We start from the raw sequence: 18,114 nt of genomic DNA on the forward strand, positions 1-18,114 counted from the left end.
GGCCCTGGCGCGGCGCGGACTAATCTGGACCCGGAGATTCCCGACTCATCTGGTGGAAGGCAACCGCATATGACTGACGCCCCCGGCGCCCTCTCGCCAACGGACGAGGCCGGCGTCAACGCCCTCGTCGCCCAGGCCATCGCCGCCATCGACGCCGCCGCCGACCTCGCTGCGCTGAAGGAGGCGCGTTTGACCTACGCCGGCGACGCCTCCGCTCTGGCCCTGGCCAACCGCGAGATCGGCTGGCTGCCCGACCGTGCCGCCAAGGCGGCCGCCGGCAAGCTGCTCGGCGGCGCGCGCGGCCGTATCTCCGCCGCCCTGGCCGCCCGCCAGGAGGTGCTTGAGGCGCAGGCGGAGGCAGACATGCTGGCCACCGAGGCCGTCGACGTCACCGTCCCCACCGACCGCGCCGCCGCCGGCGCCCGCCACCCCCTGGATGTACTCGTCGACGAGGTCTCCGACTTCTTCACCGCCATGGGCTGGTCGATCGCCGAGGGGCCGGAGGTCGAGCACGAGTGGTTCGACTTCGACGCCCTCAACTTCGACGCCGACCACCCCGCCCGCCAGATGCAGGATACCTTCTACATCGATGGCGCCTCCGTGGGTGGCGCCCCGGGCGCCACCGCGAACCTGGTCTTGCGCACCCACACCTCGCCCGTGCAGGCGCACGTCATGCTCGCCCAGGCCCCGCCGATCTACGTGGCCTGCCCCGGCAAGGTCTTCCGCTCCGACGAGCTGGACGCCACCCACACCCCGGTCTTCCATCAGGTAGAGGGAATCGCCGTGGACAAGGGACTGACCATGGCACACCTGAGGGGGACCCTGGACCACTTCGCCCGCGCCATGTTCGGGCCCGAGGCGCGCACCCGGCTGCGCCCCTCCTACTTCCCCTTCACCGAGCCCAGCGCCGAGATGGACCTGTGGTTCCCGCAGAAGAAGGGCGGCGCCGGCTGGATCGAGTGGGGCGGCTGCGGCATGGTCAACCCCAACGTGCTGACCGCCTGCGGCATCGATCCCGAGGAGTACACGGGTTTTGCCTTCGGCATGGGCCTGGAGCGCACCCTCATGCTGCGCCACGGCATCGCCGATATGCATGACATCATCGAGGGCGATATCCGCTTCTCCCAGCAGTTCGGCACCACCGGAAGGGGTAACTGACATGCCGTACGTCCCGATCGAGTGGCTCCGTGAGCACGTCGATGTTCCCGTTGGCACCACCGCCGCCGAACTGGCCGCCGACCTGGTCAAGGTGGGCCTGGAGGAGGAACGCATCGTTCCCCCCGCCGTCACCGGCCCCCTCGTCGTCGGCCGGGTACTGACCCGTGAGGCCAAGGAACAGAAGAACGGCAAGATCATCAACTACTGCCGCGTCGACGTCGGCCAGTACAACGACGCCCCCGGAACCGGCAAGGAGCCCTCCGAACTGCCCAGCCGCGGCATCGTGTGCGGTGCCCACAACTTCGAGGCCGGCGACCACGTGGTGGTCTCCCTGCCCGGCGCGGTCCTGCCCGGCGACTTCGCCATCGCCGCCCGCAAGACCTACGGGCACATCTCCGACGGCATGATCTGCTCCGAGCGGGAGCTCGGCCTCGGCGACGACCACTCCGGCATCATCGTGCTCGAGCGCTGGCTGGCCGCCCACGGTCGCGACGGCGAACCAGTCCCCGCCCCGGGCAGTGACGCCATCGGCCTGCTCGGACTGGGGGAGGAGGTCCTGGAGATCAACATCACCCCGGACCGCGGCTACTGCTTCTCCATGCGCGGCGTGGCTCGCGAGTACTCCCACGCCACCGGTGCCGCCTTCACGGACCCGGCCGACGCCACCAACCCCGAGCGCTTCCCGCAGGGCATCGCCCCGGCCGGGGCGGACGGCTTCCCCGTCCACTTCGCCGAGGACACCGCCCCCATTCACGGTCGCTCGGGCGTGGACCGCTACGTCGCCCGCGTGGTGCGCGGCATCGACCCCTCCGCCGCCTCCCCGAAGTGGATGCAGGACCGCCTGATCGCCGCCGGCATGCGCCCGATCAGCCTGGCCGTGGACGTGACCAACTACGTGATGCTGGACCTGGGCCAGCCGCTGCACGCCTTCGACCTGAACAAGCTGGCCGCCCCGATCGTGGTGCGCCGCGCCCGGCCGGGGGAGACCCTCACCTTCCTCGACGAGGTCACCCGCAACCTGGACGGCGAGGATCTGTTGATCACCGACTCCCCGTCCGGGGAGGGCTCCCGGCCGCTGGTGCTGGCGGGCGTGTTCGGCGGCGCGGAGACGGAGATCGACGCGGAGACCACCGACGTGCTCATCGAGGCCGCCCACTTCGACCCTGTGTCCATCGCCCGCTCCGCCCGCAGGCACAAGCTGCCCACCGAGTCCTCCAAGCGCAACGAGCGCGGCGTGGACACCGAGCTCGCTCCCGTGGCCGCGCAGCGCGCCGTGGACCTGCTGGTCCAGTACGGTGGCGGCACCGCCGATGCGGTCGCCACCGACGTCAACCGCACCGTCGCGCCGCAGCCGATCACCATCCGCGCGGACGCCGCGCAGCGCCTGACCGGTGTCGCCTACGGCACCGCCCGCGTCACCGAACTGCTGCGCGCCATCGGCTGCACGGTTGAATCGGACGGAACCGCCGTCGACGGCGTGGAGCTCCTCGCGGTCACCCCGCCCACCTGGCGGCCGGACCTGGTGGGCGCCGCCCACTTCGCCGAGGAGGTCGCCCGGCTGGACGGCTATGACAACATCGCCTCGATCGTGCCGGTGGCACCTGCGGGCACGGGCCTGACCTTCCGGCAGCGCGCCCGCCGCGACGTCGTGCGCGCCCTCGCCGACTCCGGCCTCACCCAGGTGCTGTCCTACCCGTTCATCGGCGATGTGCACGACCGCCTCGAGTTGCCCGCCGACGATCCGCGCCGAGCGGCGGTGCGCCTGGCCAACCCACTGGCCGACGATGCTCCGCTGCTGCGCACCTCCGTGCTCGACTCGCTGCTCGAGGTGGCCCGCCGCAATGTCTCGCGCGGCCTTGAGGACGTGGCCGTGTTCGAGGTCGGCTCCGTCACCCATCCGGCCGGGACCGTGCCGGCGCCCATCCCGGGTGTGGACCACCGCCCCTCCGACGCGGAGATCGCCGCGCTGAACGCCGGTATCCCGGCCCAGCCCACGCACGTGGGCGTCGTCCTGGCCGGAGACCGGGAGCGCGCCGGCGTGCTCGGTACCGGCCGCCCCTGGGATTGGGCCGACGCCATCGCACTGGTGCGCACGGTGGCCGGCGCGCTCGGGGTAGATGTCGAGGTCGGCGCCCCGCAGGCGCCCTACGCCCCCTGGCATCCCGGCCGCACCGCCGAGGTGCGCCTGCCCGCCGTCCGGCAGGGCCGCGAACTGGTGCCCGGAGCGCTGATCGCCCACGCCGGTGAACTGCACCCGCGCATCGCCCGCAACATTGGGCTGCCACCGCGGGCCTGCGCCATCGAACTCGACCTGGAGCCGCTGCTGGCGGCAGCCGCCGACGCCGGCGTCCTTCAGGTGCGTCCCGTGTCCACCTTCCCGGCCGCCAAGGAGGACGTCGCCCTCGTCGTCGATGAATCCGTCACCGCCGCCGCGGTTGAGCAGGTGGTGCGTGAGGCTGCCGGAGACCTGGCCGATGAGGTGCGCCTGTTCGACGTCTTCCGCGGCCCGCAGCTCGGGGAGGGACGTAAATCGCTGGCCTTCTCCCTGCGTCTGCGCGCGGCCGACCGGACCTTGACCGCCGAGGAGACCGCCGCGGTGCGCAAGCGCGTGGTCAAGCGTGCGGCCAAGCGCTTGGGCGCACAGCTGCGCGCCTGATTGTGGAGGTGGTCACGGATGGCGGTTCGTCGGACGGACCGCCTGCCGGAACCGTCCCCGCACGGTGATACTGACGCCATGAGAATCCTGCTCACGTCTTCCTCCCGCCACGGGTCCACCGACGAAGTCGGCGCGGCGATCGCGCAGGAGCTGCGCGCCGCGGGCCACGACGTCGACCAGTCCCACCCCGAGGACGTCACCGACGTCGCCGGCTACGACGCGTTCGTGCTCGGCAGCGCCGTGTACATGACCCGCTGGACCGCGGAGGCCATTGACTTCACCCAGCGGTTCAGCGAATCCCTGCACTCCCACCCCGTGTGGGCGTTCTCGGTGGGCCTGTCCGGCCTGCCCAAGGGCAAGGTCTCTGACCCGCACCGCATCGGCCCGGTGCTGCTGTCCATCGACCCGGAGGATCATGCGACCTTCCCGGGCCGCTTCAACCCGGCCGAACTCTCGCTGCGGGAACGCTCAATCGCCCGCATGGGCGGCGCCTCCGAGGGGGACTTTCTCGACCTCGACGCCGTGCGCGCCTGGGCCGACAAGATCGCCCAGGACCTGGCCGCACGTTGAGGGGCGCCCGGTAGGCATCGCTCCGCGCTGCCTGCGGGGTCTGGTGACACATTCCCGGCGGATGTGAGTAAGCCGACCCGGCTCCAGCGCCCGCCCAGCTGTGCATATGTATCCACTCGGATGTATGGTTCCGGCGTGACATGGACAGCAGCGGTCGCCGGAGCGACCGGGTACGCGGGCGGAGAGGTCCTCCGCCTGCTCGCCGCACATCCCCAGATCGAGATCGGCGCCGTCACGGCCAACGCCTCGGCCGGCACGCGCCTGGGGCAGCACCACCCGCACCTGATCGGCCTGGCCGACCGCGTGGTGGCCCCCACCGACCCCGAGCATCTGGTCGGACACGACATCGTCGTGCTGGCCCTGCCCCATGGCGTGTCCGGCGCCGTCGCCGCCGCGCTGGAACAGGCGGACGGCCCCACCCCCATCCTGGTGGACTGCGGCGCCGACCACCGGCTCACCGACGCCGCCGCCTGGCAGCGGTTCTACGGCACCGACTACGCCGGCGCCTGGACCTACGGCATGCCCGAGCTCCTCCACACCGGCGAGACCGTGGCCGGCGCCCAGCGCGAGCAGCTGGCCAACACCCGGCGGATCGCGGTGCCCGGCTGCAACGTCACCGCCGTCACCCTGGCCGCACAACCCGGCGTCGCCGCCGGACTCATCGACCCGGGCCGCTTGAACGCCGTGCTGGCCGTCGGCTACTCCGGTGCCGGCAAGGCGCTCAAACCCCACCTGACCGCCTCCGAGGCCCTCGGCTCCGCTCAGCCCTACGCCGTCGGCGGCACCCACCGGCACATCCCCGAGATCATCCAGAACCTCCAGGTCGCCGGCGCCGCCCCGGACTCCGTGCGCCTGTCCTTCACCCCCGTGCTGGTGCCCATGAGCCGCGGCATTCTCGCCACCGTCACCGCCCCGGTCACCGCGGCCGTCAGCGGCAGCGATGACCCCGATGCCGTGCTGCGTCAGGCCTGGGAGCGCGTCTACGGCCCCACCGGAGCCGGTGAGGCGCTCATTCACCTGCTGTCCGCGGGCGTCTGGCCGGTCACCGGCGCGGTCGCCGGCACCGGCGTGGCCACCGTGCAGGTCGCCTACGACGCCGCCGCCGGCGTTGCCGTGATCATCTGCGCCATCGACAATCTCGGCAAGGGCACCGCCTCGGCCGCCGTCCAGTCCCTCAACCTCGCCCTCGGCCTGCCCGAGACCACCGGGGTCATCACCGAAGGAGTCGCCCCGTGAGCGTCACCGCCGCCGCCGGTTTCCGCGCCGCCGGGATCAGTGCCGGACTCAAGGAGTCGGGCAAGCGCGACCTCGCCCTGGTGGTCAACGACGGCCCCCTGGATGTAGCCGTCGGCGTGTTCACCACCAACCGGGTGGTCGCCGCCCCGGTGCGCTGGTGCCGCGAAGTACTCTCCGGTCGGCGCGGCCCGACCAACCGCGCCCGCGCGGTCATCCTCAACTCCGGCTCGGCCAACGCCTGCACCGGTCCCCGCGGGGCCGCCGACACGGCAGCCACGGCCGCCCGCGTTGCCGAACTGCTCGCCGACTTCCGCCCCGGCACCGCGGCCGACTCCGTCCTGGTGTGCTCCACCGGAGTGATCGGCGTACCCCTGGACATGCCCAACCTGCTGGACGGCGCCGCCACCGCCGTCGCATCCCTGCAAGACGGCCCGGAGGCCGGCCACGACGCCGCCACCGCCATCATGACCACCGACACCGTCTCCAAGGAGGAAGCCCTCCACCTGGACGGCTGGAGCATCGGCGGCATGATCAAGGGCGTGGGCATGCTCGCCCCCGGCATGGCCACCATGCTCTGCGTGATCACCACCGACGCCGTCGTCGACGCCGACGCCGCCCAATCCGCCCTGTCCCGGGCCGCAGCCCGTACCGTCAACCGCATCAACTCCGACGGCTGCATGTCCACCAACGACACCGTGCTGCTGCTCGCCTCCGGCGCCTCCGGCAGGGTACCGGTGGCGGATGAATTCGACGCCGCCGTCCAGGAACTGCTGGGCCGCCTCGGGCGCCGGCTGGTGGCCGACGCGGAGGGCGCCACCCACGACATCGCCATCACCGTCACCGGCGCGGTCACCGAGGCCGCCGCCGAGGCCGCCGCCCGCACCGTCTCGGCCTCCAACCTGCTCAAGTGCGCCGTCGCCGGCGAGGACCCCAACTGGGGGCGCGTCATCTCCCAGCTCGGTACCGTCCCCGAGGCGGTGTGCCCCTTCGACCCCGACGCCGTCGACGTAGCCATCAACGGGGTGACCATCTACGCCCACGGGGCCCTCGGGGCGGACCGTTCCACCGTGGACATGACCCCGCGCGAGACCCGCATCGACATCGCCCTGAACGCCGGCGACGCCGCGGCCACCGTTTGGACCAATGACCTCACCCACGGATACGTAACCATCAACGCGGACTACACGACATGACCACCACCGCTCTGCCCACCTCGCTGACTCCCACCCAGAAGGCCTCCGTCCTGCTGGAGGCCATGCCCTGGCTGCGCGCCTACAAGGGCGCCACCATCGTCATTAAGTACGGCGGCAACGCCATGGTCGACGACGCCCTCAAGCGCGCCTTCGCCCAAGACGTGCTCTTCCTCCATCAGGTTGGCCTGCGCCCCGTCGTGGTCCACGGCGGCGGCCCCCAGATCAGCGCCATGCTGGCCCGCCTCGGCATCGAGTCCGAGTTCAAGGGCGGCCTGCGCGTGACCACCCCCGAGGTCATGGATGTGGTGCGCATGGTGCTCACCGGCGGCGTGCAGCGCGAACTGGTCAGCCTGCTCAACGAGTCCGGATCCGCTGCCGTCGGCATCTCCGGTGAGGACGGCGGTCTGCTGCGCGCCCGCCAGCGCCTGGCCACCGTGGACGGCGAGAGCGTCGACGTCGGCCTGGTCGGCGACGTCGTCGAGGTCGATCCCCGCTCCGTGACTGAACTGCTGGACCAGGGACGCATCCCGGTGGTGTCCTCGGTCGCCCCGCTGGTCGCCGACGCCACCACCGTGCTCAATGTCAACGCCGACACCGCCGCGGCCGCGCTCGCGGTGGCCCTGAAGGCGCAGAAGCTCATCATGCTGACCGATGTGGAGGGCCTGTACTCCAACTGGCCGGAGAAGGACTCGCTGGTCTCCCGCATCGGCGCCGACGCGCTCGAGGCGCTCCTGCCCGAACTGTCCAGCGGCATGGTGCCCAAGATGGAGGCCTGCCTGCGGGCCGTGCGCGGCGGCGTCGGCCAGGCCCACGTCGTCGACGGCCGCCAGCCGCACTCGATGCTGCTGGAGATCGTTACCGACGACGGCGTCGGCACCGTGGTCCACCCCGACGTCATCCCGCAGTCCCGCACGAAAGGAGGAGCCACGCTATGAGTACGCCCGCAACCGCGGCGACCGCAGCCGCCGACCCCAATGAAACCTGGCGCACCCGCTACGCGGCCGCCGTTATGAATACCTTCGGCACCCCCGCTCGCGTGCTCGTGCGCGGAAGCGGCGCTCACGTCTGGGACGCCGACGGCAACGAGTACGTCGACCTGCTGGCCGGCATCGCGGTCAACTGCCTGGGCCACGCCCATCCGGCCCTGGTCGCCGCGGTCACCGAGCAGCTGGGCACCCTGGGACACATCTCCAACCTGTTCACCTCTCCGGCGCAGATCCGCCTGGCCGAGACGCTGGACGCCCTGGTGTTCCCCGGTGCGCGGCAGGCCTCCCGGGTCTTCCTGGCCAACTCCGGCACGGAGGCCAATGAGGCGGCCTTCAAGATCGCCCGCCGTCACGGCGGCGCCGCCCGCCCGCGTATTCTCGCCCTGGAGGACGCCTTCCACGGCCGCACCATGGGGGCGCTCGCCCTGACCCACAAGGCCGCCTACCGGGAGCCCTTCGAGCCGCTGCCCGGCGGGGTCGAATTCATCCCCGCCGGTGACGTCGACGCCCTGCGGGCGGCTCTGGGCCCGGACGTGGCCGCCCTGTTCGTCGAACCCATCCAGGGGGAGGCCGGGGTACGCCCGCTGCCCGCCGGTTACCTGGAGGCGGCCCGCGAACTCACCACCGCCGCGGGGGCACTGTTGATCCTCGACGAGGTGCAGACCGGCATGGGGCGTTCGGGCGCCTGGATGGCACACCACCTGCTCGCCCCCGGCGTGGTCCCGGATGTGGTCACCCTCGCCAAGGGACTGGGTGGAGGAATGCCGATCGGGGCCGCGGTCGCCACTGGGGAAGCGGCCCAGTTGCTGGGCCCGGGCCAGCACGGCACCACCTTCGGAGGCAACCCCGTGGCTGCGGCCGCCGCCCTGGCCGTCATCGACACGATCAATAAGGAGGGGCTGCTCAAACGGGTCACCGAGCTGGGGGACCGGTGGGCGGCGCGGTTGATTGCCGTGCCCGGCGTGACCGAGGTGCGTGGAGTCGGGCTGCTGCGCGGCGTGGGCCTGGCCGACGGGGTCGGCCCGGCCGCCGAGGTCGCCGCCGAGCTCGAGCAGCGCGGCTTCATCGTCAACCCGCCTCGCCCCGATACGCTCCGCCTGGCTCCGCCCTTCATCCTGTCCGACGCCGATGCCGACGCCTTCACCAGCGTGCTCGCCGACGTCCTGGCCGAGCGGGCGGCGGCATGAGCGCCCCGCCCGAAGCCCCGGCCCACGAACCCGGATCGGCCACGCCCGCAACCAAGGCCGCCCGCCACGCCCTGATCACGCGGATCCTCGGCCACGAGCGCATCCGCTCCCAGGCCGAGTTGCGTGAAGCACTGGCCCGCCGCGGCGTGGCCACCACCCAGGCCACGCTCTCACGCGACCTGGTGGAGTTGCGCGCCACCAAGGTCCGCGGCGCCGGCGGCACCCAGGTGTACGCGATCCCCGAGGCCGGTGCGCCCGGACAGGTGCCGGCCGCCGGCGACGACGGCGAGCCCCTGGCCGAGCACACCACCGCCCGCCTGGCCCGCTGGTGCGCCGACCTGGTGGTGACCGCCGAATGGGCCGGCAACCAGCTGGTCCTGCGCACCCCGGCCGGTGCCGCTCAGCTGCTGGCCGGTGCCGTCGACGACGCCATGCTGCCCGGCGTGCTCGGCTGCATCGCCGGAGACGACACCGTGCTGGTGATCACCCGCTCGGAGGCGGTCGCAGCCGATGTGGCCGCGCACCTGCTGGCCCTGGCGGACCCGGGCCAGCGCGGCTGATCGGCCCCTCCCACACGGACCATTTCCCCATCAACGACCCGTCTTACGCAGACACCACAGAGAAAGAAACGGAACGCATATGAGCAACCACAAGGACCGCGTCGTCCTCGCCTACTCCGGAGGCCTGGACACGTCCGTCGCCATCGGCTGGATCGGCGAGCAGACCGGCCGCGAGGTCGTCACCGTCGCGGTCGACGTCGGCCAGGGCGGGGAGGACCTGGAGGTCATCCGCCAGCGCGCCCTCGACTGCGGCGCCGTGGAGGCCTATGTGGCGGACGCGAAGGACGAATTCGCCACCGAGTACTGCATGCCCGCCCTGAAGGCCAACGGCCTGTACGAGGGCAGGTACCCGCTGGTCTCCGCCCTGTCCCGTCCGGTCATTGCCAAGCACCTGGTGCGGGCCGCCCGCGAGTTCGGCGCCAGCACGGTCGCCCACGGGTGCACCGGCAAGGGCAACGACCAGGTGCGCTTCGAGGTGGCCATCACCTCCATGGCCCCGGACATGAACTGCATCTCCCCGGTGCGTGATCTCGCCCTGACCCGCGACGTCGCCATCGAGTATGCCGAGAAGCACGACCTGCCGATCGAGACCACCAAGCACAACCCCTTCTCCATCGACCAGAACGTGTGGGGCCGCGCCATCGAGACCGGGTTCCTGGAGGACCTGTGGAACGCCCCCACCAAGGACGTGTACGTCTACACCGACGACCCCACCTACCCGCCGCTGCCCGACGAGGTCGTGATCCACTTCGAGCAGGGCGTGCCCACGGCCATCGACGGCAAGTCGGTCACCCCGCTGCAGGCGATTCAGGAACTCAACCGGCGCGCCGGCGCCCAGGGTGTGGGACGCATCGACATGGTCGAGGACCGACTGGTCGGCATCAAGTCCCGCGAGATCTACGAGGCCCCCGGCGCCGTCGCGCTGATCGAGGCGCACCAGGCCCTGGAGGCCGTCACCCTGGAGCGTCTCCAGCGTCGCTACAAGCGGCAGATGGAGCAGGCCTGGAGCGACCTGGTCTACGAGGCCCAGTGGTACTCGCCGCTCAAGCGCTCCATGGACGCCTTCATTGAGGACACCCAGCGCTACGTGACCGGTGACATCCGCATGGTGCTGCACGGGGGCCGCGCCACCGTCAACGGGCGTCGCACCGACACCGGCCTGTACGACTTCAACCTGGCCACCTACGAGACGGGGGACACCTTCGACCAGTCCTCCTCCCGCGGTTTCATCGAGATCTACGGCATGCAGTCCAAGCTCGCTGCCGCTCGTGATGTCCGCCTCGGCAACGGCGTCACCTTCTAGCGCCGAAACCGGCATCAATAACGGCACCGGCGGCCGACCGTACATTGACCGTGCGGTCGGCCGCCGGCCGCGTCGGCGGCTCCGATTGCCTATTCGGGCTCCGATTCCGCCTCGGCGAGGAGCGCAAACGATTACGCTTCGGCTACAGCAGGGCGGTACGACATCATGTCGCATCGCCTCAGCCGCGTAGGCACCGCCTCGACCCGCGCGGCGGAGAATATGAAAGCAATACCGGCAAGGAGCAGCGTGCCAACCGATGACCGCGCCCGAGTTACCGCAACGGTACGCGGCTCACGCCGCCCGCTGTTGCCCGCCCTGGGAACCTGGGCCTTCTTCCTGACCTTCTCCGGCCAGGGGGTGCGTGATCTCGTCGGCTGGTGGACCTTCGGCGTGATCGCCGCCCTGAGCGGCGTCGTGCTCCTGCTCGTCTTCCTTTATGAGGGTCACCGCGTGCCCTGGCGCGCTCTGCCCCCGGTGACAACCGCCTACGTCGTCGTCTGCGTGCTGAGCATCATCTGGTCCCAGTATCGCCGCGAAACCGCCCTCGCGGCGCTGCTCATGCTTGCCACCAGCGCGGCCGGCGTGCTGCTGGCATGCGGCCTGTCACTGCGACAGCTGACCGATGCCCTCAGCCGCTCCCTCGAAGCCACCCTTGTGCTGAGCCTGCTGCTGGAGGCCTGGGTGGCCCTGGTATTGCACCACCCGCTCATCCCCTTGTACATGCGCGACTGGGATGAGGTGCCGATCTCCTACTACTGGGTCAACGGGGACTTGTTCAACGGCGGCCCGATTCAAGGCATTGTCGGCAACCGCAACCCGCTGGCATTCATCGCCCTGCTCACCCTGTTGTGCGTCGCGGTGCGCTGGGCCGACCGGCGGGTGCGTCCGCTGGGACTGGTGACTTGGACGGCCGTATCCCTGCTGGTGCTGGTGCTCGCCGGATCGGCGACCGTTTCCGTGGCCCTGATCGTGTGCGCCGCCGTGTGCCTGCTGTTGTGGCTGGTGCGGCACGCTCCGCCCCGGCTGCGCCCGGCCATACTCATGAGCGCGGCAGCCCTGGGGGTGGCGCTGGTCGCCGCGGCGGTCGGTCTCCACTCACAGGTGACGGCGGCCCTGGGACGCAGTACGGATTTGTCCGGCCGCTGGGAGATCTGGCAGCGGGTTCTGGACCTGTGGGAGAAGCACACCATCCTGGGCTGGGGCTGGATCATGTACTGGGTGCCGTGGCTGCCGCTTTTCGCCACCCTCGTGGTCCGCCCGGACGGCACCCCCACCATGAGTGCCCACAACGCCTACATCGAGGCGCTGTTCCAAACCGGTGTGGTCGGGGCAACGCTCGTCGTCGTCCTGGTCGTGCTGCTCCTGTATCGCTCCTTCCGCTTGGCGCTGCGCTACGTCGACTCCGACGCCTCGGTGCTGCTACCCGCCCTGCTCATGACGGCGATGACCGTACAGTCCTTCACCGAGTCCCGGCTGCTGAGCGAGGGCAACTGGGTGCTCGTCTGCGCCCTGGGCACCTGGTTGGGTCTGCACCGTCTCTACGAACGCAACCGCGGCGATGGCGAGGCCGACGGCCGCGGCTCATCCGCGCGTCAGAGCCACCGAACTCTCTCGCGACGCCGACGACGGGCCGCGGACCGAGCGTCCTGTGTCGGTCCGGGCAGCGGACCCGCTCCCGGTCGGCCGTCACGATGAGTCATGATGGCCCCATGACGAGTCAGCCGCCCCAGACCCCCTCCACTCCCGCATCCTCACCGAACGGCATCAGCCTATGGGGCGGCCGTTTCACCGGCGGGCCCGCCGATGCCCTGGCGGCACTGTCGGTTTCCACGCACTTCGACTGGCGCCTGGCCCGCTACGACATCGCCGGTTCGCGCGCACACGCCCGCGCCCTATCCACCGCCGGGCTACTCGACGCCGTCCAGCTCGACGGCATGCTCGCCGCCCTGGACCGGCTCGAGGACGACGTCGTCTCCGGCGCCTTCGCCCCGACGCCCGCAGACGAGGATGTGCACACCGCGCTTGAACGCGGCCTGATGGAACGAGCCGGCGCGGATCTGGGCGGCAGGCTGCGTGCAGGCCGTTCCCGCAACGATCAGATCGCCACTCTGATCCGCATGTACCTGCGCGATCAGGCCCGGCACCTGGCCGGCTTGGTCCTCGACGTCGTCGATGCGCTCATCGACCAGGCCGCCGCGGCCGGCGAGGCCATCATGCCCGGCCGTACCCACATGCAGCACGCCCAGCCGGTGCTGGTAGCCCATCAACTGCTCGCCCACGCCTGGCCGCTGATGCGCGACGTCGAGCGGCTGCAGGACTGGGACGCGCGCGCCGCCGTCAGCCCCTACGGATCGGGTGCCCTGGCCGGCAACACGCTCGGACTCGACCCCGACGCCGTCGCCGCCGACCTGGGCTTCGACGCCGCCTGCGAGAACTCCATCGACGGCACCTCCGCCCGTGACACGGTCGCCGAGATGTCCTTCATCCTGGCCATGACCGCGGTGGACGTCTCCCGCCTGGCGGAGGAGATCATCATCTGGAACACGAAGGAGTTCGACTTCGTCACCCTCGACGACTCCTTCTCCACCGGCTCCTCCATCATGCCGCAGAAGAAGAATCCCGACGTCGCCGAGCTCGCCCGTGGCAAGGCCGGCCGCCTGATCGGCGACCTGGCCGGGCTGCTGGCCACCCTCAAGGCCCTGCCGCTCGCCTACGACCGCGACCTGCAGGAGGACAAGGAGCCGGTCTTCGACGCCGTCGACACGCTCGCCGTGCTGCTGCCCGCCGTGTCCGGCATGGTCGCCACCATGCGCCTGAACTATGAGCGCATGGCGCAGTTGGCGCCGCAGGGCTTCTCCCTGGCCACGGATATCGCCGAGTGGTTGGTCAAGCGGGGCGTGCCGTTCCGTGAGGCCCATGAGATCTCCGGCGCCTGCGTGCGCGCCTGCGAGGGGCGCGGCATCGAACTGTGGGACCTGACCGATGCGGACTTCGCCGCCATCGATCCGCGGCTGACGCCGCAGGTGCGCAGCGTGCTCTCCGCCGAGGGATCCGTCGCCGCCCGGGCCGGTCACGGAGGGACCGCCCCGGTGCGCGTGGTCGAGCAGTTGGCTCGCGCCGTCGAGCACTCCGCCGAACTGCGCGTGTTCTCCTGGGAGGGCTCCCTGCTCGACGGTCCCGCCGACGCCGGGGCGGAGGCCGGCGGGACCACCGTCCGGGAGTCGTAGGGACGGGCACATGACGTGGTCGGAGGCGGTGGGGACGGAATCTCCCCGCGATGACCCCGCCGGCGCGCCGGGCGTGCCCGCGGACGTTGCCCGGCTGCTTGCCGACGACCCGGTCGACGTGGCTCCGCGGCTGCTCGGCGCGGTGCTGACCACCAACTCACCGCAGGGTGTGGTGTCGGTGCGCCTGACGGAGGTCGAGGCCTACCGGGGTGAGGCGGACCCGGGCTCGCACGCCTACCGCGGCCGCACCGCCCGCAACTCCTCCATGTTCGAGGCCGCCGGCGCCATCTACGTCTATTTCACCTACGGCATGCACTACTGCGCGAATATCGTCTGCGGGCCCGCCGGGCGCTCCCGCGCCGTACTGCTGCGCGGCGGGGAGGTTACGGACGGACTCGACTTGGCGCGTCGGCGTCGGCCCGCCGCCCGCACCGACCGCGATCTGGCACGTGGGCCGGCCCGCCTGTGTCAGGCACTCGGTCTGACCCGGGACGACGACGGCGTCCGGCTCGGTCCGGCGGGCTCCCGCGTGGTCCTGACGCTGCCCGTACCGGGAGGCGCACCGGACCCCGCTCGTATCTGCACCGGCCCGCGCACCGGTGTGTCCGGCCCCGGCGGCGACGGCGTCGTCTTCCCGTGGCGCTTCTGGATCGACGGCGAGCCGACGGTCTCTCCCTACAAGCCCGCACGTCCACGCAGCCGGGGCGGGAGCAGACGATGAGCGCCGCAGGCACCGCGCATTCCAACCGCTACTGGAACCACAATGCGGCCTTCCACAACGAGCTCGTGGCGGACGCCGCCCGCCGCGGCGGGCGGGCCCTGGACGTGGGCTGCGGTGAGGGACTGCTCATGGAACGGCTCGCGGCCGTGTGCGACCAGGTCGTCGGGATCGAGACCGATCCGGATACCGCGAGCCGTGCTCGCGCGCGCCTAGCCGGACTCCCCGGAGCCGATGTGCGGCAGGCAGACGTGCTGGCGCCGGGCGCGGCCGACGGCCTTGGAGAGTTCGACACCGTCACCTGCGTGGCGGTCCTGCACCACCTGCCGCTGGAAGTGGGGCTGGAGCGCCTGGCCGCACTGGTCGCTCCGGGAGGTCGGCTCCTGATCGTCGGGCTGGCCGCCAACGCCTCTGCCTGGGATTGGGCGTTGAGCGCCATGAGCGTGGTACCTATTCGGATCGCGAGCCTGCTGCACGGTGAAAGGCGCGATGTCGGCGTGCCCACGGCACCGGCGCGCGAGTCGCTGCAGGAGATTCGCGCGGCGTCCGCCCGGATCCTGCCGGGGTCCCGGATGCGTCGTCGCTTCTACTGGCGCTACTCACTGGTCTGGGACCGCCCGATGGGGGCGGGGCAATGACCAGCGACCCACTGCCGGTGCGCGACCTACTGGCGCTCCTGCACGCCGCGTTGGGGGAGACTCCGGTATGGCCCGCGCGGACCCCCTTCGAATACGTGTGCGGGATCGTGCTGGTGCAGAACACCGCCTGGACGAATGTCGAGCGCGCCCTGGCGCTGCTGCGGGAGGCCACCGACTTCGAAGCGGAGAAACTGCTGCGCCTGACCGATGCGGAACTGACCGCGCTCATCCGCCCGGCCGGCTTCATGCGGGCCAAGTCGCGTTCGCTGCGCGCCTTCGCCGCCTGGATGCTGTCCGCGGATGGGAAGGCCGCGGTGGAGCTGGACGACGACGCCCTGCGCGCCGCGCTGCTGTCCTTGCCCGGTATTGGGCCGGAAAGTGCTGATGTGGCGGCGCTGATGGTCTATGGCAGGCGTCGTTTCATCTTCGATGCCTACGGGCGGCGTCTGTTACGGCAGGCCGGCTACGCCGTCGGCCACGACTACGAGACCACCAGGAAGGCCCTGGAGGCCCGCATCGATGCCGAGGGACTCAGCCATGCGGAGCTCGTGGACCTCCACGGACTGATCATCGAAGCCGGCAAGCGCGCCCGGGCGGCCGGCGGCTGGGAGGCCTACGGCCCCATGATCGGCATTGCCGCGGCGCGGCCCCGATAGGTACTGCGTGCATCCAGAAGACGGAGGGGAGCCGTGGCGCCGATATCGCTGGAGGCGCATGTCCGCTCTCCTGACACTTCATCTGGCATGCGGCACGGCCGTGGCAGACTAGCCCGCGCCGGGCAACCGCCCCGGCCCCGGCCCGCATGTGCCGGGAGAAGACATGGGAAGGCACAGGACCGTGACCGACATCCTGGACGAGTTGCAGTGGCGGGGCCTCATCGCCCAGCACACCGACATCGACGCGCTGCGCGCAGCGCTGAACGCCGGACCGGTCACCTTCTATTGCGGCTTCGACCCGACCGCGCCTTCCCTGCATCACGGTCACCTTGTCGCGGTCAAGGTCATGCGGCACCTGCAGCTGGCCGGCCATCATCCGCTGGCCCTGGTGGGAGGTGCGACCGGGCTCATCGGTGACCCGCGTGCGAAGGGGGAGCGTTCCCTCAACACCAAGGAAGTAGTTGCCGAGTGGGCGCAGGGGCTGCGTGAGCAGCTCGAGCATCTGCTTGACTTCGACGGCGACAACCCGGCGCGCATTGTCAACAACCTGGATTGGACCGCTGGGCTGAGCGCGATCGACTTCCTGCGGGACCTCGGCAAGCACTTCCGCATGGGCACCATGCTGTCCAAGGACATCGTTGCCCGTCGGCTGGCCAGTGAGGAGGGCATCTCCTTCACGGAGTTCAGCTACCAGATCCTCCAGGCAAATGACTACCTTGAGCTATACCGCCGCTACGGCTGCACGCTGGAGGTCGGTGGCAATGACCAATGGGGCAATCTTGTGGGCGGCATGGACCTGATCCACAAGGTCGAGGGTGACTCGGTGCACGTCATGACCAACCCGTTGATCACCAAGGCCGACGGGACGAAGTTCGGCAAGAGCGAGGGCGGGGCCATCTGGCTCAACCCGGAGATGCTCAGCCCCTACGCGTTCTACCAGTTCTGGCTGCAGGTCGACGACGCCGATGTGGTGCGTTTCCTCAAGGTCTTCACCTTCTTGCCCCGTGAGGAGATCGAGCGGTTGGAGCAGAGCGTGGCGACCAACCCGAAGGCACGCGAGGCCCAGCGCGTTCTGGCGCACGAGGTGACTACCTGGGTTCATGGGGCGGACGCAACCGCGCAGGCGGAGGCCGCCACCGCGGCCCTGTGGGGGAGAGGCGAGCTGACCGCATTGGACGAGGCGACGCTGACTGCCGCAACCGCGGACCTACCGACCGCCCCCCTCGAGGTGGGCAGTTCGACCATCGTCGACCTGCTGGTTGCCACCGGGCTGGAGCGGGGACGCAACGCTGCCCGCAAGACGGTGGCGGCAGGCGGCGCATACCTCAACAACGCCAAAGTGACCGACGAGGACGCGCCCGTGACGCAGGAACAACTGCTGGCGGGCGGCGTTGTGTTGGTGCGGAAGGGACGGCGCAACCTGGCGGTTGCCAGGCAGTCCTGAACCGCTGAGACGCGGAGCGACGGCGGTGGCGACGGCGTGTGGCTGTTGTCACCGCCGCCGCGTTTGACCGAGCCGGACGGTCTGCGTAAAGTCTTCCCCTGTCGCCGCCGCGGGGATGACCCGGGGACGGCGGCAGGAATGAACTGAACAGGGCCGCTGGTCGAGATCGGAATCACGGGATTCCGATTTGACCCGAATCAGGCGGCTCGCTAAAGTTCTTCCGGCGCTTCCGAGATGGAGCATTCAGCCGTAAGGCGATGTGAAAACTCGGTGGGTGTGTTGTTTGGGATCTCGATAGTGTGTCGTGTTTGTTTGTTTTGTTGGTTTTTTGTTGGTTTCTTTGTTTGGTTTTTGTTTTGTTTGGAGAGTTTGATCCTGGCTCAGGACGAACGCTGGCGGCGTGCTTAACACATGCAAGTCGAACGGGCTGGCTCTGGTTTTTTGCTGGGGTTGGTTAGTGGCGAACGGGTGAGTAACACGTGAGTAACCTGCCCTCTTCTCCTGGATAACTGCTTGAAAGGGCGGCTAATACGGGGTGGTCTGGCCTGCCTGCATGGGTGGGTTGGTATAGGTTCAACTTTG

Annotated in this window: 15 protein-coding genes and 1 rRNA gene; all 16 read left to right on the forward strand. The window is 70.4% G+C overall.

The window, feature by feature from the left end:
* The first annotated feature begins 69 nt into the window (after nucleotides 1-69).
* Complete coding sequence (gene pheS, locus ACGLYG10_RS13810) at nucleotides 70-1,158, forward strand: phenylalanine--tRNA ligase subunit alpha (RefSeq protein ID WP_073333199.1); 1,089 nt, start codon at nucleotides 70-72, stop codon at nucleotides 1,156-1,158.
* A gap of 1 nt (nucleotide 1,159) precedes the next feature.
* The gene (pheT, locus tag ACGLYG10_RS13815) at nucleotides 1,160-3,814 is read left to right on the forward strand and encodes a phenylalanine--tRNA ligase subunit beta (RefSeq protein ID WP_073333202.1); all 2,655 of its coding nucleotides are present in this window, start codon (nucleotides 1,160-1,162) and stop codon (nucleotides 3,812-3,814) included.
* A gap of 78 nt (nucleotides 3,815-3,892) precedes the next feature.
* The gene (locus tag ACGLYG10_RS13820) at nucleotides 3,893-4,384 is read left to right on the forward strand and encodes a flavodoxin domain-containing protein (RefSeq protein ID WP_073333295.1); all 492 of its coding nucleotides are present in this window, start codon (nucleotides 3,893-3,895) and stop codon (nucleotides 4,382-4,384) included.
* A 135-nt stretch (nucleotides 4,385-4,519) separates the two neighbouring features.
* Nucleotides 4,520-5,620: an N-acetyl-gamma-glutamyl-phosphate reductase gene (argC, locus tag ACGLYG10_RS13825; protein WP_170866523.1), complete on the forward strand. Its 1,101-nt coding sequence runs from the start codon at nucleotides 4,520-4,522 to the stop codon at nucleotides 5,618-5,620.
* Nucleotides 5,617-6,813: a bifunctional glutamate N-acetyltransferase/amino-acid acetyltransferase ArgJ gene (gene argJ, locus ACGLYG10_RS13830; RefSeq protein WP_073333207.1), complete on the forward strand. Its 1,197-nt coding sequence runs from the start codon at nucleotides 5,617-5,619 to the stop codon at nucleotides 6,811-6,813. The genes argC and argJ overlap by 4 nt, the downstream gene beginning before the upstream one ends.
* Complete coding sequence (argB, locus tag ACGLYG10_RS13835) at nucleotides 6,810-7,748, forward strand: acetylglutamate kinase (protein WP_073333209.1); 939 nt, start codon at nucleotides 6,810-6,812, stop codon at nucleotides 7,746-7,748. Before argJ ends, argB begins: the two co-directional genes overlap by 4 nt.
* Nucleotides 7,745-8,986, forward strand: a complete 1,242-nt coding sequence (locus ACGLYG10_RS13840; RefSeq protein WP_073333211.1) for an acetylornithine transaminase — start codon at nucleotides 7,745-7,747, stop codon at nucleotides 8,984-8,986. Before argB ends, ACGLYG10_RS13840 begins: the two co-directional genes overlap by 4 nt.
* Complete coding sequence (locus ACGLYG10_RS13845; protein WP_073333214.1) at nucleotides 8,983-9,546, forward strand: arginine repressor; 564 nt, start codon at nucleotides 8,983-8,985, stop codon at nucleotides 9,544-9,546. Before ACGLYG10_RS13840 ends, ACGLYG10_RS13845 begins: the two co-directional genes overlap by 4 nt.
* A gap of 79 nt (nucleotides 9,547-9,625) precedes the next feature.
* Nucleotides 9,626-10,849 carry an argininosuccinate synthase gene (locus ACGLYG10_RS13850; RefSeq protein ID WP_073333216.1) on the forward strand — a complete coding sequence of 408 codons (1,224 nt, stop codon included), beginning with the start codon at nucleotides 9,626-9,628 and terminating at the stop codon, nucleotides 10,847-10,849.
* Nucleotides 10,850-11,095: 246 nt separating this feature from the next.
* Nucleotides 11,096-12,544 carry an O-antigen ligase family protein gene (locus ACGLYG10_RS13855; protein ID WP_083565926.1) on the forward strand — a complete coding sequence of 483 codons (1,449 nt, stop codon included), beginning with the start codon at nucleotides 11,096-11,098 and terminating at the stop codon, nucleotides 12,542-12,544.
* A 14-nt stretch (nucleotides 12,545-12,558) separates the two neighbouring features.
* Nucleotides 12,559-14,076, forward strand: coding sequence for an argininosuccinate lyase (gene argH, locus ACGLYG10_RS13860; RefSeq protein ID WP_073333219.1), 1,518 nt, complete (start codon nucleotides 12,559-12,561; stop codon nucleotides 14,074-14,076).
* A 10-nt stretch (nucleotides 14,077-14,086) separates the two neighbouring features.
* Nucleotides 14,087-14,797: a DNA-3-methyladenine glycosylase gene (locus ACGLYG10_RS13865; protein WP_083565927.1), complete on the forward strand. Its 711-nt coding sequence runs from the start codon at nucleotides 14,087-14,089 to the stop codon at nucleotides 14,795-14,797.
* Nucleotides 14,794-15,432, forward strand: a complete 639-nt coding sequence (locus tag ACGLYG10_RS13870; protein WP_073333223.1) for a class I SAM-dependent methyltransferase — start codon at nucleotides 14,794-14,796, stop codon at nucleotides 15,430-15,432. The genes ACGLYG10_RS13865 and ACGLYG10_RS13870 overlap by 4 nt, the downstream gene beginning before the upstream one ends.
* Nucleotides 15,429-16,088 (forward strand): endonuclease III domain-containing protein, encoded by a 660-nt coding sequence (locus ACGLYG10_RS13875; RefSeq protein ID WP_073333225.1) that lies wholly within the window; start codon nucleotides 15,429-15,431, stop codon nucleotides 16,086-16,088. Before ACGLYG10_RS13870 ends, ACGLYG10_RS13875 begins: the two co-directional genes overlap by 4 nt.
* Before the next feature lie 181 nt (nucleotides 16,089-16,269).
* Nucleotides 16,270-17,532, forward strand: a complete 1,263-nt coding sequence (tyrS, locus tag ACGLYG10_RS13880; RefSeq protein WP_073333227.1) for a tyrosine--tRNA ligase — start codon at nucleotides 16,270-16,272, stop codon at nucleotides 17,530-17,532.
* A 357-nt stretch (nucleotides 17,533-17,889) separates the two neighbouring features.
* Nucleotides 17,890-18,114 (forward strand): 16S ribosomal RNA (locus ACGLYG10_RS13885); the annotation flags it as partial.

The sequence above is a fragment of the Actinomyces glycerinitolerans genome, from assembly GCF_900098745.1.
Taxonomy (GTDB): Bacteria; Actinomycetota; Actinomycetes; order Actinomycetales; family Actinomycetaceae; genus Actinomyces; species Actinomyces glycerinitolerans.

Excerpts from the sequence above, each read along its gene's own strand:
- ACGLYG10_RS13870 (WP_073333223.1), top strand. The coding sequence starts at position 14,794 with ATGAGCGCCGCAGGCACCGCGCATTCCAACCGCTACTGGAACCACAAT.
- ACGLYG10_RS13840 (WP_073333211.1), top strand. The coding sequence starts at position 7,745 with ATGAGTACGCCCGCAACCGCGGCGACCGCAGCCGCCGACCCCAATGAA.
- ACGLYG10_RS13845 (WP_073333214.1), top strand. The coding sequence starts at position 8,983 with ATGAGCGCCCCGCCCGAAGCCCCGGCCCACGAACCCGGATCGGCCACG.
- pheS (WP_073333199.1), top strand. The coding sequence starts at position 70 with ATGACTGACGCCCCCGGCGCCCTCTCGCCAACGGACGAGGCCGGCGTC.
- argH (WP_073333219.1), top strand. The coding sequence starts at position 12,559 with ATGACGAGTCAGCCGCCCCAGACCCCCTCCACTCCCGCATCCTCACCG.
- pheT (WP_073333202.1), top strand. The coding sequence starts at position 1,160 with ATGCCGTACGTCCCGATCGAGTGGCTCCGTGAGCACGTCGATGTTCCC.
- ACGLYG10_RS13875 (WP_073333225.1), top strand. The coding sequence starts at position 15,429 with ATGACCAGCGACCCACTGCCGGTGCGCGACCTACTGGCGCTCCTGCAC.
- ACGLYG10_RS13850 (WP_073333216.1), top strand. The coding sequence starts at position 9,626 with ATGAGCAACCACAAGGACCGCGTCGTCCTCGCCTACTCCGGAGGCCTG.
- argB (WP_073333209.1), top strand. The coding sequence starts at position 6,810 with ATGACCACCACCGCTCTGCCCACCTCGCTGACTCCCACCCAGAAGGCC.
- ACGLYG10_RS13820 (WP_073333295.1), top strand. The coding sequence starts at position 3,893 with ATGAGAATCCTGCTCACGTCTTCCTCCCGCCACGGGTCCACCGACGAA.
- ACGLYG10_RS13865 (WP_083565927.1), top strand. The coding sequence starts at position 14,087 with ATGACGTGGTCGGAGGCGGTGGGGACGGAATCTCCCCGCGATGACCCC.